Genomic DNA, 16,440 nt, shown 5'->3' with positions numbered 1-16,440 from the left:
CAATACGGAAGCGAGTTGATGTTAAAAAGGAAATTAAATAATAAAAATTGACTAATAAATGTAGATGCAAAGGCACTTTGTCGAAATCTAACGATGAATTAGTTAAAATTATAGTTAGTTAAGTATATATTATAAAATTTTGTGAGGAGCATGAGTATGAAACATAGAAATATTATGATAGTTGGAACATCATCTGGAGCAGGAAAGAGTATAACTGTAACTGGACTTTGTAGAGTTTTCCATAGAGATGGTTACAAAGTAGCACCATTCAAATCTCAAAATATGGCACTAAATTCATATATAAGCAAGACAGGTGGAGAGATGGGAAGAGCTCAAGTTGTTCAAGCTATGGCATCAGGAATAGAGCCAGAGGCATATATGAACCCTATCCTTTTAAAACCTACAACTGCTAGAAAGATTCAAGTTATTGTAAATGGAAAATCTATTGGAAATATGAGTGGACTTGAATATGGAAAGTTTAAAACTTCTTTGAAGCCAGAGATTATAAAGTCTTATGACTATATTAGAGAAAACTTTGATATCTCTGTAATTGAGGGGGCAGGAAGTCCAGTTGAGATAAATATAAAAGAGGAAGATATAGCTAATATGGGAATGGCTAAAATGGCTGATGCTCCAGTAATATTAGTTGCAGATATAGACAGAGGGGGAGTTTTTGCATCTGTCTATGGAACAATTATGCTTATGACTCCAGAGGAGAGAGCAAGGGTAAAAGGGGTAATCATCAATAAATTTAGAGGAGATGTAAATATATTAAAGCCTGGATTATCAAAGCTTGAGGAATTAACAGGGGTGCCAGTTGTTGGAGTAATGCCTTACAGTGATATTGATATAGAGGATGAGGATAGCCTTACAGATAGATTTAAAAATTCTAAGGAAAATAAAGGTATAAAAATATCTGTAATAAAATTAAAACATATATCTAACTTCACAGATATTGATGCTTTAAGTATTCAAGATGATGTAACTATCAACTATGTAACCTCTGCTGATGAGCTAGGAAATGAGGATATGATAGTTATTCCAGGTTCTAAAAACACTATTGATGATTTAAAAGATATTAAAGATAGGGGAATAGCTACTGAAATTATAAAAGCATCGAGAAATGGAACTGTAATTGTAGGAATTTGTGGTGGTTTCCAAATTCTTGGTGAAAGAGTAAAAGATCCTTATGGAATAGAAAGTGACATCAAAGAGATTCCAGGACTTGGAATTTTAGATACAGAAACAGTAATGGAAAAGAAGAAAAACACTATTCAATATACTGGTAAGTTAGTAAATACAAAAGGTATATTAGAGGGGCTTGATGGAACAGAGATCAAAGGTTATGAGATACATCAAGGGGTAACTGTTGGAAATGAATTTTCAGTAACAGAGGATGATCATATAGTGGCAGTTGTTAAGGATAATATTTTTGGAACATATCTTCATGGAATTTTTGATAATGAAAAGGTAACAAGAACTATTTTAAATAGAATTAGAGAGAAAAAAGGTATGGAACAACTTGGTGAGGGAATTACCTTTGATGAGTACAGAGAGAGAGAGTTTGACAAGCTTGAGAAAGTTGTTAGAGAGAATATAGATATTAAAAAGATATATGAGATACTAGGTGATTAAGAATGAATTTTTTAGCAAAATATGGAATAGCTTATATAATGGATCTGATTTTCGGAGATCCCCACTGGTTTCCACACCCTGTAAGATTTATAGGAAAGCTTATTTCAACATTGGAGAAGATATTATACAAGGCTAAAAATAAGAAGCTAACAGGTGGATTATTGATGATAATCACAGTGGGAACAACAGCAGTTGTATCTTACTACTTAGCAAAACTATCACAAGGGCTTGAGGTGTTTTTCCTCTATACAACTTTAGCAACTAAAAGTCTTGCTGATGAGGGATTTAGAGTTTGTAAAGTTCTTACAGATGGAGATTTGGAAAAGGCTAAGAGAGAGCTATCTTATTTAGTAAGTAGAGATACTGGGAATATGGATGTAAGACAGATTACAAGAAGTGTGCTAGAAACAATAAGTGAAAACTCAGTTGATGGAGTGATAGCACCTATGTTTTTTGCCTTTGTAGGAAGTCTGTTCACTGTTGGTGGAGTTTCTCTTGCTCTACCTTTTGCAATGGGATACAAGGCTATAAATACATTAGATTCAATGGTTGGATATAAAAATGAAAAATATATGGACTATGGAATGGTATCAGCAAAAACAGATGATGTGGCAAACTTTATACCTGCAAGATTGGCAGGGGGGGTTATAATTCCAATAGCAGCTATGATGTTAAGAATGAACTATAAAGGGGCATGGAGAGTGTTTTTTAGAGATAGATTAAACCATTCAAGTCCTAACTCTGGTAACTCTGAAGCAGCTTTTGCAGGAGCTTTAGGGGTACAATTTGGGGGTAAAACAAGCTATTTTGGAAAAGTCTATGATAAACCAACTATTGGAGATAGATTAAAGTGCTTTGATTTGAGAGATATAAAAAGAGCTATTAGACTTCTATATGTTACATCTTGGGTTGGACTAGCTCTATTTGTTGTAATAAGATATGCTATTGCTTTAATTTTTAGCTAAGTCTTAATTATATAATTAAGATATTAATATTAAGTTATTGAAAAAAATCTCTAATATCAGCTAAAATGGAATTTGGAGAAGAATATTAGAGAGAGTTATGAAATTTGACGCTAAAAATTCCGACGTGTTTGAGACGAAGTCGAGTTTCGGAATTTTAGTCAAATGAGTGCTACTCTCTCTTTATTCTACGACATGGAATTTAGCTGATATTTAAAATAAATTTCGATAACTAAACTTGACTAATAATCGCCAAATACAAAGGTACTTTGTCAAAACCTAGCGATGTACTAGAGAAGTGAAATTATTAGAAATAATTGATTTTACAGCATTTAAGGAGTGAAAAATGGATTTACACGGTGGTAATATATATAGACTTCAAAGAGAGGGAAAGGACAATCTACTAGATTATAGCTCAAATATCAACCCTTTAGGAGTCCCAGAAAAATTTAAAGAGAGAGTGATTAACAGTTTTTACATATTGGAGAAATACCCAGATCCTGAGTATGTGGAATTAAGAGAGAATATAGCTAAATACAATGGAGTAAAATTGGAAAATATAGTTGTGGGAAATGGAGCAACAGAGATTCTATTTTTACATATGAAAGCTATGAAACCTAAGAAAACTCTTATAGTAGCTCCAGCCTTTGCTGAGTATAAGAGAGCTTTGGACACAATAGAGAGTGAGATTTTATACTATCCACTTTTAGAGGAAAATAGTTGGAATTTAGATGTAGAAAACTTTTTAAAAGAGTTACCACAATGTGATTTAGTAGTGATTTGTAATCCTAATAACCCCACAGGAAGCTTTATACCTCTTGAAAAGATTGAAAGAATAAATAGTGAACTTGAAAAAAGAGGGATAAAACTATTTATAGATGAAGCTTTTATTGAGTTTGTAGAGGATTGGGAAAATCAAACAGCTATTCTTTTAAAAAGCAAAAATATATTTATTATGAGAGCTTTAACAAAATTCTTTGCAGTGCCAGGGGTTAGGCTTGGATATGGAATAACCTTTGACAGTGAAGTTTTAAAGAAGATGGAAAGCTACAAAGAGCCTTGGAGTGTGAACTCATTTGCTGAACTTGCAGGGAAAACAATGCTTTGGGATAGTGAGTATATAGAAACAACTGAAAAATGGATAGCTGAAGAGAAAAAGTGGTTTTTTGAAGAGAGTCAAAAAATAGAAAATATTAGAACTTACAAGACAAATGTAAACTTTATTTTAGTAAAGCTTTTAAAATATAACTCATCATATGTGAGAGAAAAGATGATTGAAAAAGGTGTAGTTGTAAGAGATGCCTCTAATTTTCAATATCTAAATGAGAGCTATATTAGACTTGCAATAAAAAATAGAGAGAATAATATAAAAGTTTTAAAAGCATTGGAAGAGGTGATGAGATGAAAGCATTTATGTTAGCAGGAACAAACAGTGGAATAGGTAAAACTACTGTTTCAATGGGGCTGATGTCACTATTTGATAATGTTTCACCTTTTAAAACAGGACCAGACTATATTGATCCAGGATTTCATCAATTTGTAACTGGAAACAGGAGCTATAACCTAGATCTTTTTATGATGGGAGAAGAGGGAGTTAAATATGGTTTCTATACACATCAAAAAGATATCTCTATAATAGAGGGAGTTATGGGGCTATATGACGGGGTGGACAATACCCTTGACAACAACAGCTCAGCTCATCTTTCAAGAGTTTTAGGAGTTCCTGTGATATTGGTAGTTGATGGAATAGGAAAATCAACAAGTATTGCAGCTCAAGTTCTGGGATATCAGATGTTAGATAAAAGAGTAAATATAGCTGGGGTAATTATAAACAAGGTTTCTAGTGAAAAAACCTATGGAATATTTAAAGAGGCTATTGAAAAATATACAGATGTAAAGTGTTTAGGTTATGTGCCTAAAGATGATAGTTTGCATATTGGAAGTAGGCACCTTGGGCTTTTACAAGCTGAAGAGATTGGAGATTTAAAATCTAAAATAGATAGATTAAAAGAGACTCTATATAAGACTTTAGATATAGAGGGAATATTAGAAATCGCCTCACAAGTTGAGATGAAAGAGGTAAAAAATCCCTTTGAAGATAAAAAAGATATGTATAAGGGAATGAGAATGGGAATAGCTAAAGATAGTGCTTTTAGTTTCTATTATAATGATAATATCGAACTTTTTAACCATTTAGGAATTGAAACTATATTCTTTTCTCCTGTAAAAGATAAAAAAATCCCTGAAAACTTAGATATATTGTATTTTGGTGGTGGGTATCCTGAATCTTTTGCTAAAGAGATAGGAGAAAACCAAGAGATGCTAAACTCCATTAGAAAGTTTGCTGAAAATGGTGGGAAGATCTTTGGAGAGTGTGGGGGATTTATGTTTCTATCTAAAGAGATAGAGATGTTAGATGGAACTATCTATCCAATGTGTAATTTAGTTAGTTGTAGTGTAAAAATGGGAAATCGTCTGGATATATCTCGTTTTGGCTATATAAATATATTGAAAGATGGAAAGGTTGTAGCTAGAGGGCATGAGTTCCACTACTCTAAGATAAAAGAGGTTTTAGAGGAGCAAAGGGGATATCTAGCTGAAAAACCTAATGGAAAAAATTGGAAGTGTATATTTGAAAATAAAAATGTAAAGGCTGGTTACCCTCATATACACTTTTTTACAGGCTTTGAATTATTAAAAGATATACTAGATTAATATAAAATATAAGGAAGGTAAAATATGAATAATTATATAAAAGTACCACAAGATATTGAAAAAAGAAGTTTTGAAATTATTGGTGAGGAACTAGGAGAAAAGATCAATCTATTTAATGAAGAAACTCTACCAATAGTAAAAAGAGTTATCCATACAACTGCTGACTTTGAATATGCTGATCTAATTGAGTTTAGAAACAATGCTATTGAAAGTGGAAAAAAAGCTTTACAAGATGGGTGTAAAATCTATTGTGACACAAATATGATAGTAAATGGAGCAAGTAAAATGGTACTATCTAAATTTGGTTGTGAAGCTTACTGTTTAGTAGCTGATAGCGAAGTTGCTAAAGAGGCTAAAGAGAGAGGAGTTACAAGATCAATAGTTGGAATGGAAAAAGCAGCTAAAGATCCTAGAACTAAGATATTTTTAATTGGAAATGCACCTACAGCTCTTTACCAATTAAAAGAGATGATTGAGAGAGGAGAGATTGAAAAACCAGCTCTTGTAGTAGGAGTTCCTGTAGGATTTGTTGGAGCAGCAGAATCTAAAGAGGCATTTAAAGTTTTAGATGTACCATACATAACTATCAATGGAAGAAAAGGGGGAAGTACAGTAGCTGTATCAATTTTACATGGTATTCTATATCAAATGTATAAAAGAGAGGGATTCTAATGGCTGAGGAGCTAAGGAGTGGTTATACCACTGGAACATGTGCAGCAGTAGGAACTAAAGCAGCACTAGAGTATCTTCTATATGGAAAAATATCTAAAGAGGTTGAGATTACAACTTTAAATGGGATAGATTTAAAAATACCTGTATTAGCTTTAAGAGGTAGAAAAAACTTTGCCTCTTGTGCAATAAAAAAGTTTGCTGGAGATGACCCAGATGTTACAAATGGTATAAGTATCTGTGCAAAAGTTGAGCTGGTAAAGGAGTTGCCAAAAGTTGAAAGGGGACATTATTTTGACAAATTCCTTTTAGTTGGTGGTAGAGGTGTAGGAGTAGTTACAAAGAGAGGGCTACAAGTTGAGTTAGGAAAATCTGCAATTAACCCTGGACCTCAAAAGATGATAGCTCAAGTTGTAAATGAGATGCTAGAGGATAGAGATATAAAGGCAGTTGTTACAATATATATTCCAGAGGGAAAGACAAAGGCTCAAAAAACCTTTAACCCTAAGTTAGGAATAAAAGGTGGAATCTCTGTTTTAGGCTCTACTGGAATAGTTAAGCCTATGAGTGAAGAGGCATTGAAAGACTCAATGTTTGCTGAATTAAAAGTGTTAAAGATGGATAAAGATAGAGATTGGGTAATATTTGCCTTTGGAAACTATGGTAAAAACTATTGTGAAAGACTTGGACTTGATCTTGAACAGATGATAGTAATAAGTAACTATGTTGGATTTATGGTAGATTCAGCAGTAAAATTGGGATTTAAGAGAATACTTCTTCTAGGGCATATAGGTAAGGCAGTTAAAATAGCTGGTGGAATCTTTAACACTCACAGTAGAGTGGCAGATGGAAGAATGGAGATAATGGGAGCAAATGCTTTTTTAATAGGTGAGAAACCTGAAAATATTAGAAAGATATTGGAAGCTAACACTGTTGAAGAAGCTTGTGACTATGTGGAGAAAAAAGAGTTATTCACTCTATTAGCTGAAAAGGTTAAAAAGAAGGTAATTGAATATAGTAGAACAGATGATTTAACATGTGAATCTCTACTGTTCTCTTTTAAAGGTGAAACTTTAGGATATAGCAGTGGATTTTATAAATTGGCAGGTGAAGTAGCTAATGAATAAAATATGTGTAGTTGGACTTGGTCCAGGAAATTTGGATTTTTTAACTGGAGCTGGAAGAAAAGCTATTGAAACTTGTGAAGTGGTAATAGGTGGAAGTAGACAGCTAGAGGAGTTAGATGAACTAATTTCAAAAGATTGTGAAAAATATATTTTAGGAAAGCTCTCAGAGGTAGTTGATTTTATTAGAAGTAGAGAGGGGAAAGATATAACAGTTGTAGTATCTGGAGATACAGGGTTTTATAGCTTACTTCCCTTTCTAAAGAGAAACTTTAGAGATGAGGAGTTAAAAGTTATTCCTGGGATCTCTTCATATCAATATCTTTTCTCAAGAATAGGTGAGTGTTGGCAAAATTATACCCTTGCCAGTGTTCATGGAAGGGACTTTGACTATATTGAGGGATTAAAAAATGGAACTGGTGTTGTACTTTTAACAGATGAGAAAAACACTCCATACAATATAGCTAAAAATATTTGTCAAAGTGGAATTGAAGATATAGAGATAGTTATAGGAGAGAGATTATCATATCCTGATGAAAAGATAACAAAACTAGCTGTAAATGAGTATGAAAAGTTAAATAGAGAGTTTAAAATGAATATAGTAATTTTAAGAAAGAGAGCTTAAAGGAGAAGATTATGCATATCTATGATAAAGATTTTATACATGGAGAGCTACCGATGACTAAACAAGAGGTGAGAGCTGTATCAATAGCTAAACTTCAATTGGAAGATGACTCTGTTTTGATAGATGTAGGAGCTGGAACTGGAACTATTGGAATAGAGGCTGCTACATATATAAAAAATGGTAAGGTTATTGGAATAGAGAAAGAGGAGAAGGGGCTAGAGGTAATTAGAGAGAATGTTAAGAAGTTTAACCTAGATAATTACTTTTTAATTCATGGAAGAGCTCCTGAAAATATTCCAGAGATAAACTATGACAGAATGTTTATTGGTGGCTCAACAGGTGGAATGAGAGAGATAGTGGCTCATTTTATGCAATATTCAAAGAAAAATAGTAGATTGGTGATAAATGCTATCACATTGGAAACATTGAGTAGTTCAATGGAAATATTGAAAGAGTTTGGTTTTAAAAATATTGAAGTTGTAAACTTAATGGTAGGTAGAGGCAAAAAAGTTGGACCATATACAATGATGTATGGAGAAAACCCAATATATATAATAACAGTTGTTAAGGAGGAAAAAATTTAAATGGCGAATAAATTTTATGGAATAGGTGTTGGAGTAGGGGATCCAGACCAAATCACTTTAAAAGCGATTAAAACTTTAAAAAAATTAGATGTGGTAGTTTTACCAGAGGCAAGAAAGGATATTGGAAGTACAGCTTATTCAATAGCTAAAGAGTATCTTAAAGATGATGTTGAACTTGTATTTATGGAATTTCCTATGCTAAAAAATCCTTTAGATAGAGTAGAGGGAAGAAAAGCTAATGCAAGATTAGTTGAGAAATACCTAGATGAAGGTAAAAATGTAGGGTTCCTAACAATTGGAGATACAATGACTTATAGTACATATGTATATATTCTTGAGCATTTAGATGGAAAATATGAAGTTGAAACAGTGCCTGGAATCTCATCATTTGCTGATATCTCATCAAGATTTAATCTACCAATAGTTATGGGAAATGAATCATTAAAGATAATCGGATTAAGTGAAACAACTGATATTGAAAAAGAGATCAATGAAAGTGATAACCTTGTATTTATGAAGGTTAGTAGAAACTTTGATAGATTAAAAGAGGCTCTTATTAAAACTGGAAATATGGATAATATTATCCTTGTTTCAAATTGTGGGAAGGAAAATCAAGAGGTTTATTTCGATATCTCTCCTCTAGAAAAAGAAGATATTCACTATTTTTCAACAATGTTACTAAAAAAAGGAGGAATTGAACAATGGAAAAAGTTTATTTCATAGGAGCTGGACCTGGAGACCCAGAATTAATCACAATTAAAGGGCAAAGAATAGTTAAAGAGGCAGATATTATCATATATGCAGGATCACTTGTACCTAGACAAGTAATAGAGTGTCACAAAGAGGGAGCAGAGGTATATAACTCAGCATCTATGACTTTAGAAGAGGTTATGGATGTTACAATTAAAGGGATAAAAGCAGGGAAAAAAGTTGCTAGAGTTCATACTGGAGATCCAGCTATTTTCGGTGCTCATAGAGAGCAAATGGACGTTTTAGACGAGCATGGAATAGAATATGAAGTTATTCCAGGGGTAAGCTCATTCTTAGCCTCAGCAGCAGCAGTTAAAAAGGAATTTACTCTTCCATCAGTTTCTCAAACAGTTATCTGTACTAGATTAGAGGGAAGAACTCCTGTACCTGAAAAGGAATCACTTGAAAGTCTTGCTACTCATAGAGCATCAATGGCTATATTCCTTTCAGTTCATATGATTGGAGATGTAGTAAAAAGACTTGCTACTTCATACCCTATGACAACTCCAATAGCTGTTGTTCAAAGAGCTACTTGGGAAGATCAAAAGATAGTTATTGGAACATTGGAAACAATAGAGGAAAAAGTAAAAGAGGCTGGAATCTCTAAAACAGCTCAAATTTTAGTTGGAGATTTCTTAGGTAATGAGTATGAAAAATCTAAACTTTATGATAAAACTTTCACACACGAATTTAGAAAGGGAATAGAGTAAGATGAAACTTGCAATTTGGAGTGTTACTAGGGGAGCTGGAAGATTGGCAAAGCTTTATGGTGACACTCTTAAAGCTCAAATATATACTTTGAAAAAATTCAATATTGAAGATACAATTCAAATGGAAAATTTCACAGAAACCCTTGAAAAAGAGTTTAATAACTATGATGGGCATATTTTTATAATGGCAACTGGTATAGTTGTTAGAAAAATATCTACTTTAATAAAGAGTAAAGATGTAGATCCAGCAGTTGTAGTTATTGATGAAGGGGCTCATTTTGTGATTTCTCTACTTTCTGGACACCTTGGTGGTGCAAATGAGTTGGCAGAGATAATAGGTGAGAAGTTAAATCTTTTACCAATTATCACTACAAGTTCAGATGTAACTGGAAAGATAGCTGTTGATACACTTTCTCAAAAACTCAATGGAGAGTTAGAGTCTTTAGAAAAGGCTAAAAATGTAACTTCATTGATAGTTGATGGGAAAGGAGTGGATATAAAGCTACCTAAAAATGTTGACTTTGATAAAAAGGGAGATATTGAAGGGGTTATAATAGTTTCCAATAGAGAAAATATTGAAAGTGTAAGAATCTACCCTAAAAATCTTGTTTTAGGTATAGGATGCAAGAGAGGAACAAGTGAGGAGCATATTTTAACTGGAATAGAAATGGCTATGAAAAAGCATAATCTTTCTATGAAAAGTATAAAAAAAATAGCCACTGTTGATGTAAAAGCTGATGAAGTTGGGCTTATAGATGCAGCTAAAACTCTTGGAAAAGATCTGATAATAATCTCAAGAGAGGATATAAAAAAGGTAGAAAATCAATTTGAAGGCTCTCAATTTGTTAAAAAACAGATAGGGGTAACTTGTGTTTCTGAACCTTGTGCATTATTGGCATCAAGTGGAAATGGAAAATTTTTAGAAAAGAAATATATCTATGATGGAATGACAATATCAATTTATGAGGAGAAAATTTATGAATAAAGGTAAAATATATGTTGTAGGAATTGGACCAGGGAACATGGAAGATATAAGTGTAAGAGCTTATAAAACTCTAAAAAATGTAGATATTATAGCTGGATACACTACTTATGTTGATCTAGTAAAAGATGAGTTTAAAGATAAAGAGTTCTATGTATCTGGAATGAAAAAAGAGATAGACAGATGTGAAAAAGTGCTAGAATTAGCTAAAGAGGGAAAAACAGTTGCTCTTATCAGTAGTGGAGATGCTGGAATCTACGGAATGGCAGGAATTATGATTGAAGTGGCTGCTGACAGTGGAATAGATGTTGAAGTAATCCCTGGAATAACTGCATCAGTTGCAGGAGCTGCACTTGTTGGAGCACCTATTATGCACGACCAAGCTGTTATCAGTTTAAGTGATCTTTTAACTGACTGGGATGTTATTACAAAGAGAATAGACAAGGCTAGTGAAGGGGATTTTGTAATCTCTCTATACAACCCAAAAAGTAATGGAAGAACAACTCAAATAGTTGAGGCTAGAGAGATTATGTTAAGACATAAAGCTCCTACTACTCCAGTTGCTCTTTTAAGACATGTTGGAAGAGAGGATCAAAACTATACTTTAACTGATCTTGAACATTTCTTAGAACATGAAATAGATATGTTTACAGTGGTTATTATTGGAAACTCAAAATCTTATGTAAAAGATAATAGAATGATAACACCTAGAGGATATAAGTTATGATATGGGTTATTGGGGGAACAAAGGATTCTAGAGAGTTTCTAGAGAAATTTGCCTCTGATGATAAAGATATAATAGTGACTACTGCCACAGAATATGGGGGAAAACTTTTAGAGGGACTACCTGTTAAAGTGGTTTGTAGAAAATTGACAAAAGATGAAATGGAGAGCTTTGCACTGGAAAATAGGGTAACAACAATAGTTGATATAAGCCATCCTTATGCTGTGGAAGTTTCATCTAATGCTATTGAAGTAGCAGAAAAATTATCTCTTAAATATTATAGATTTGAGAGGGAAGAGATAAAGATCAATCCTAAAAAATACTCTGAATTTTATAGTATTGATGAGCTAATCAAATATTGTGAAACTTTGGAAGGAAATATTTTAGTAACTTTAGGTAGTAACAATATTGAGAGATTTAAAGATAGTGAAAATTTAGAGAAGTACTATTTTAGAATACTTCCTAAATGGGATATGGTAAAGAGATGTGAAGAGTTTGGGATATTGCCAAAAAATATAATAGCTATGCAAGGACCTTTTACTCAAAGTATGAACGAGGCTATGATTGAGCAGATCAATGCTAAATACTTTGTAACTAAAAGGGCTGGAAACACAGGTGGAGAGAGGGAAAAGATTGATGCCTGTGATAGAAAGGGGATAGAGGTTATATTTTTAGATAGACCAGCTATGAGATATCCTAACCAATCAAACACTATTGATGAGTTAATAGAAAAGATAGAAAGATAAATTTAATTAATGGGTAAGAAGTTAGCTATTTTTATAGTGTGATAGATTGCCCATTTTTTATTAGCAAATATACCCATAAGTTTGACAAGTTATAATTGTTATTATACAATAAAATCATATATAAATTGTCCTGAAAACTAAAAAAGCCCCCTTGAGAGTGAGAGCTTTTTTAGTAGAAATTAAATGTAATTCAAGGAAATGTCTTATGACAACTTTATTATAGCATATTTCTATTTAATTTCAACAAATATTTTGTTAAACAAAATATATTTTTTTAAAGATATTTTAATATGATATTAAAATTATCTAAAATTGTATAAAAAATTTTTTGTTAATTATAGAAAAAATATTAATTTTCAAATTGATTAAAGATAGCAAAATAGCTTAGATTATAGAATATAAAAAAGAGATAAGCTCAACAACTTTGCTCATCTCTTTTTTATACGAATAGTTAATTAAAAACAGATTTCACCATAAAGGAAAGGATTAACTTATAGTAACATTTTATATTTAATTTGTCAACAAATATTTTGTATTACAAATAAAATAATATTAAAACATTATGGGAGGGGTTGAAAGATGAATAGAGATTCTTCAATAGGTATTTTCGATTCTGGAATAGGTGGGCTGACGATTTTGCAAAAAATAAGAGAGTTATTGCCTAGGGAGAATATAATCTATTATGGAGATTGGAAAAATAATCCATATAGTGAAAAAAGTAGAAAAGATATACAAGAGTTTAGTGTAAATATAATGGAGTTTCTTTTAAAAAATAATTGTAAAGGGGTAGTTATAGCTTGTAGTATATTTTCTGCTGCCTCTTTGGAGTTTCTAAGAGAGAGATACAGTGTGCCAATTATTGGGATGATAGATGGAGGAGTAAAGGCAGCTATTTTAGAAAGTGAAAATAAAAAGATAGCAGTTATGGGATCAGATTTTACAATAAATTCCAATATATATAAAGAGAGCATTAAAAAATCTTGTCCAGAGGCAGAGGTCTATCAAATCCCTTGTAAAACTCTGTGTACAATGTTGGAAAAAGGTTGGGAGAACTATGAAAATAGATTGGAGATTTTAAAGGGGTATTTAGATGAGATTCCAAAAGATGCAGATACATTAATTTTAGGTGGAACTCACTATCCATTTATATTAAATGATATTAAGAAGTTTTTTAATAAAAAGATTGTAGATTCATCAGTTGAAAGTGTAATAGAGCTATTTAGAATTTTGGGGCAAAAAGATCTATTAAAAGAGGGAAATAAAAAGGGAAGAATAGAATTTTATATAAATGGGGATAGAGATGAGTTTAAAAAAGTTGCTAGAAGATTGTTTGAAGAGAAAGATTTAAGAAATATGTTTTTAATTTTCTAAAAACACTTGTATTACTTTAAAAAAAGGGATAAAATAACAAAGTACATTATTAATTATGGAGGAATCAAGATGAATTCTGAAAAAACAGCAGAGGATAATTTAAAGATGCTGCAAAAAGGAAGTGGAAAACTCTATCTACTTTGTTTAATAGTAGGGGCTTTGACAGGGTTTACAGTTTCTGTGTACAGATGGGGGCTAAATTGGGCAAACCATCTGAGAATGACTCTTTTCGGAAGAGATGAGTTGGATCATCCTATGGTTTTAATAGGAGTATGGGCTGTTTTTATAGCAATAGGATTAATTGTTGATTTTATTGCTAGAAAGTTTCCTAAAACTTCAGGAAGTGGAATACCACAAGTTAAGGGAATAATATTAAGACAGCTAGATTATGGAAAATGGTTTTGGGAACTTATAGCCAAATTTGTTGGTGGATTATTGGGAATTGGTTGTGGACTTTCTCTAGGGAGAGAGGGACCATCTGTGCAACTGGGATCATATATAGGCTATGGGGCTACAAAACTCTTTAATAGGAATTCTGTGGAGAAGAAGTACTTAGTTACAAGTGGAGCTAGTGCAGGGCTTGCTGGGGCTTTTGGAGCTCCTCTGGCAGGGGTTATGTTTGCTCTTGAGGAGTTGCACAAATTTATATCTTCAAAACTTTTAATCTGTACTTTTATGGCTAGTATAGCCTCAGACTTTGTTGGTAGAAGAATGTTTGGCATGCAAACTGCCTTTGATCTGTCTATCGGTTATCCTAAGTCAATTAGTCCATATCTTCAAGTTATATTGTTTGTGCTATTTGGAATTTTAATAGCTTTCTTTGGAAAACTTTTCACAATGACACTTATCAAAGTGCAAGATATTTACAAAGGGGCTAAACTTCCAAGATGGGCAAAAGTTTCATTTGTAATGACAACTTCATTCCTATTCTGTATGTTCTTGCCAGAGGTAACAGGTGGAGGGCATGAGCTTGTTGAGGAGATGGCTGGAGGAAATAGAACAATTCAACTTTTAATAGTGATATTTATTATTAAACTTCTATTTACTGCTATATCTTATGCAACTGGTTTTGCTGGGGGAATTTTCTTGCCTATGCTTGTACTTGGGGCAATTCTTGGAAAGATCTATGGAATGGTATTAGTTGATCTGTTAGGTGTTGGTAGAGAGTTTATACCTCACTATATGGTACTTGGAATGGCTGGATATTTTGTGGCAGTTGTAAGAGCTCCTATAACTGGGGCTGTGCTAATACTTGAGATGACTGGAAACTTTGATCATCTTTTAGCTTTGGTACTTGTTTCTGTAATAGCTTACTATATAACTGATCTTTTAGGGCTTGAGCCAATCTATGAAATTCTTTATGAGAGAATGGCTAAAGATGTTGAGGTTAACAAGGTTGAGGAGAGCAAGAAAACAATTATCTCTATCCCTGTATCTGGTGAGTCTGAACTTGATGGTAAGAAGATTTCAGATGTTAAGTGGGCAGAAGATGTACTAGTTGTGGCAATTATGAGAAGTGAGCATGAGTTTATACCTAAGGGTAACACAGTAATTGAGGCTGGAGATGTGTTGACAATATTGTTGCCTGAAAGAAAGGTTCACTTTATGAAAGAGGAACTTTATAAGATGGGAACAAATTAATAAAAAAATTTAAACCTTTCATTAAAACTTTATTTTATTGATTTTACTTTCTGCAATTTGACTTTTTGAGATAGAGTTGTTATAATTAAAGTACCAACCCGTATGGGGAAACTTATGGTTAATAGATAAAAAAATGCGTTATGAGATAGGCTTTCACTTCGGTGGAAGCTTATTTCATGTTTACAAGGAGTAACGCACTTGTAGACAGTAGAATCTATTAATCATAAGGAGGTACAGAGATGACTGTAACAGTTCAACATCTAACAATTTACCTTGATGGAGGGGTAGTTCTCTTAATTGGATTACTTTTTCTCATTGTTATTTTGTTAGTAAGAAAGTACAGATAGTCAATTTCTGACCTCACACCCTACGGGGTTTGTGTGGAGATTCCATAAAAATTTAATTTTAGTGAATTTATTTTATGTAAATTGACTTTTTGATATATAGTTGCTATAATTAAAGTACCAACCCGTATGGGTAAACTTATAAGTTTTGATGAATCAAGTTCAGAATATCAGCCCTCAATTTTGGGGGCTTTTATTCTGCCCTTGAACAAGGTAGACATCAAAACTTTATAAGGAGGTACAGAGATGACTGTAACAGTTCAGCATCTAACAATTTACTTTGATGGAGGGGTAATTCTCTTAATTGGATTACTTCTTATCATTGTTATTTTGTTAGTAAGAAAATACAAATAGTCTATTTCTGACCTCACACCCTACGGGGTTTGTGTGGAGATTCCATAAAAATTTAATTTTAGTGAATTTATTTTATGTAAATTGACTTTTTGATATATAGTTGCTATAATTAAAGTACCAACCCGTATGGGGAACTTGAATATTTGTTAATTAAGCTTAGAATATTAGCCGTAAATTCGTTTACGGCTTTTATTCTGCCCTTAAGCAAGGTAGAAAACAAATATTCAAGGAGGTACAGAGATGACTGTAACAGTTCAGCATCTAACAATTTACCTTGATGGAGGGGTAATTCTCTTAATTGGATTACTTCTTATCATTGTTATTTTGTTAGTAAGAAAATACAAATAGTCTATTTCTGACCTCACACCCTACGGGGTTTGTAGGAGAAATAAAAAGGGATAACCAGCCCCATTGGTTACCCCCATTCCCCCTTTTTCTATACAACTGGATTATTAGTTATATAGTATTCATAAGCAGAAAGTAGATCTTTTTGTTTAGCAATTG

15 protein-coding genes are annotated in these 16,440 nt (G+C 32.6%); all 15 read left to right on the top strand.

Annotated elements, in window-relative coordinates; genetic code table 11:
* Positions 1 to 156 precede the first annotated feature (156 nt).
* The 15 genes from I6E31_06635 (at position 157) to I6E31_06565 (ending at position 15,238) form a co-directional block, all read left to right on the top strand.
* Positions 157 to 1,635 carry a cobyric acid synthase gene (locus tag I6E31_06635; protein ID MCF2639650.1) on the top strand — a complete coding sequence of 493 codons (1,479 nt, stop codon included), beginning with the start codon at positions 157 to 159 and terminating at the stop codon, positions 1,633 to 1,635.
* Between the two features lie 2 nt (positions 1,636 to 1,637).
* Entirely contained in the window at positions 1,638 to 2,600 is a 963-nt protein-coding gene (gene cobD / locus I6E31_06630; GenBank protein ID MCF2639649.1) for a cobalamin biosynthesis protein CobD, read from the top strand.
* A gap of 343 nt (positions 2,601 to 2,943) precedes the next feature.
* The gene (locus I6E31_06625) at positions 2,944 to 4,002 is read left to right on the top strand and encodes a threonine-phosphate decarboxylase (protein ID MCF2639648.1); all 1,059 of its coding nucleotides are present in this window, start codon (positions 2,944 to 2,946) and stop codon (positions 4,000 to 4,002) included.
* Positions 3,999 to 5,312, top strand: coding sequence for a cobyrinate a,c-diamide synthase (locus I6E31_06620; protein ID MCF2639647.1), 1,314 nt, complete (start codon positions 3,999 to 4,001; stop codon positions 5,310 to 5,312). Before I6E31_06625 ends, I6E31_06620 begins: the two co-directional genes overlap by 4 nt.
* Positions 5,313 to 5,336: 24 nt before the next feature.
* On the top strand, positions 5,337 to 5,984 hold the full coding sequence (locus tag I6E31_06615) for a precorrin-8X methylmutase (GenBank protein ID MCF2639646.1): 648 nt from the start codon (positions 5,337 to 5,339) through the stop codon (positions 5,982 to 5,984).
* Positions 5,984 to 7,108: a cobalamin biosynthesis protein CbiD gene (cbiD, locus tag I6E31_06610; GenBank protein MCF2639645.1), complete on the top strand. Its 1,125-nt coding sequence runs from the start codon at positions 5,984 to 5,986 to the stop codon at positions 7,106 to 7,108. The genes I6E31_06615 and cbiD overlap by 1 nt, the downstream gene beginning before the upstream one ends.
* Positions 7,101 to 7,730 (top strand): precorrin-6y C5,15-methyltransferase (decarboxylating) subunit CbiE, encoded by a 630-nt coding sequence (cbiE, locus tag I6E31_06605; protein MCF2639644.1) that lies wholly within the window; start codon positions 7,101 to 7,103, stop codon positions 7,728 to 7,730. The genes cbiD and cbiE overlap by 8 nt, the downstream gene beginning before the upstream one ends.
* 11 nt (positions 7,731 to 7,741) lie before the next feature.
* The gene (cbiT, locus tag I6E31_06600) at positions 7,742 to 8,314 is read left to right on the top strand and encodes a precorrin-6Y C5,15-methyltransferase (decarboxylating) subunit CbiT (protein MCF2639643.1); all 573 of its coding nucleotides are present in this window, start codon (positions 7,742 to 7,744) and stop codon (positions 8,312 to 8,314) included.
* Positions 8,315 to 9,037 carry a precorrin-2 C(20)-methyltransferase gene (gene cobI / locus I6E31_06595; protein MCF2639642.1) on the top strand — a complete coding sequence of 241 codons (723 nt, stop codon included), beginning with the start codon at positions 8,315 to 8,317 and terminating at the stop codon, positions 9,035 to 9,037. It abuts the gene before it with no gap.
* On the top strand, positions 9,016 to 9,774 hold the full coding sequence (cobM, locus tag I6E31_06590) for a precorrin-4 C(11)-methyltransferase (protein MCF2639641.1): 759 nt from the start codon (positions 9,016 to 9,018) through the stop codon (positions 9,772 to 9,774). Before cobI ends, cobM begins: the two co-directional genes overlap by 22 nt.
* A gap of 1 nt (position 9,775) precedes the next feature.
* On the top strand, positions 9,776 to 10,759 hold the full coding sequence (cbiG, locus tag I6E31_06585; protein MCF2639640.1) for a cobalt-precorrin 5A hydrolase: 984 nt from the start codon (positions 9,776 to 9,778) through the stop codon (positions 10,757 to 10,759).
* Positions 10,752 to 11,483: a precorrin-3B C(17)-methyltransferase gene (gene cobJ / locus I6E31_06580; protein MCF2639639.1), complete on the top strand. Its 732-nt coding sequence runs from the start codon at positions 10,752 to 10,754 to the stop codon at positions 11,481 to 11,483. Before cbiG ends, cobJ begins: the two co-directional genes overlap by 8 nt.
* Entirely contained in the window at positions 11,480 to 12,226 is a 747-nt protein-coding gene (gene cobK, locus I6E31_06575; protein MCF2639638.1) for a precorrin-6A reductase, read from the top strand. Before cobJ ends, cobK begins: the two co-directional genes overlap by 4 nt.
* Before the next feature lie 579 nt (positions 12,227 to 12,805).
* Positions 12,806 to 13,597, top strand: a complete 792-nt coding sequence (gene murI / locus I6E31_06570; GenBank protein ID MCF2639637.1) for a glutamate racemase — start codon at positions 12,806 to 12,808, stop codon at positions 13,595 to 13,597.
* 69 nt (positions 13,598 to 13,666) lie between these two features.
* Positions 13,667 to 15,238 (top strand): ClC family H(+)/Cl(-) exchange transporter, encoded by a 1,572-nt coding sequence (locus I6E31_06565; GenBank protein MCF2639636.1) that lies wholly within the window; start codon positions 13,667 to 13,669, stop codon positions 15,236 to 15,238.
* The last annotated feature ends 1,202 nt before the right edge of the window (positions 15,239 to 16,440 follow it).

The sequence above is a fragment of the Fusobacterium varium genome (genome assembly GCA_021531615.1).
Classification (GTDB): domain Bacteria; phylum Fusobacteriota; class Fusobacteriia; order Fusobacteriales; family Fusobacteriaceae; genus Fusobacterium_A; species Fusobacterium_A varium_C.
Note: the sequence above shows the minus strand (reverse complement) of the source record. Positions and strands in the feature narration are given on the sequence as shown.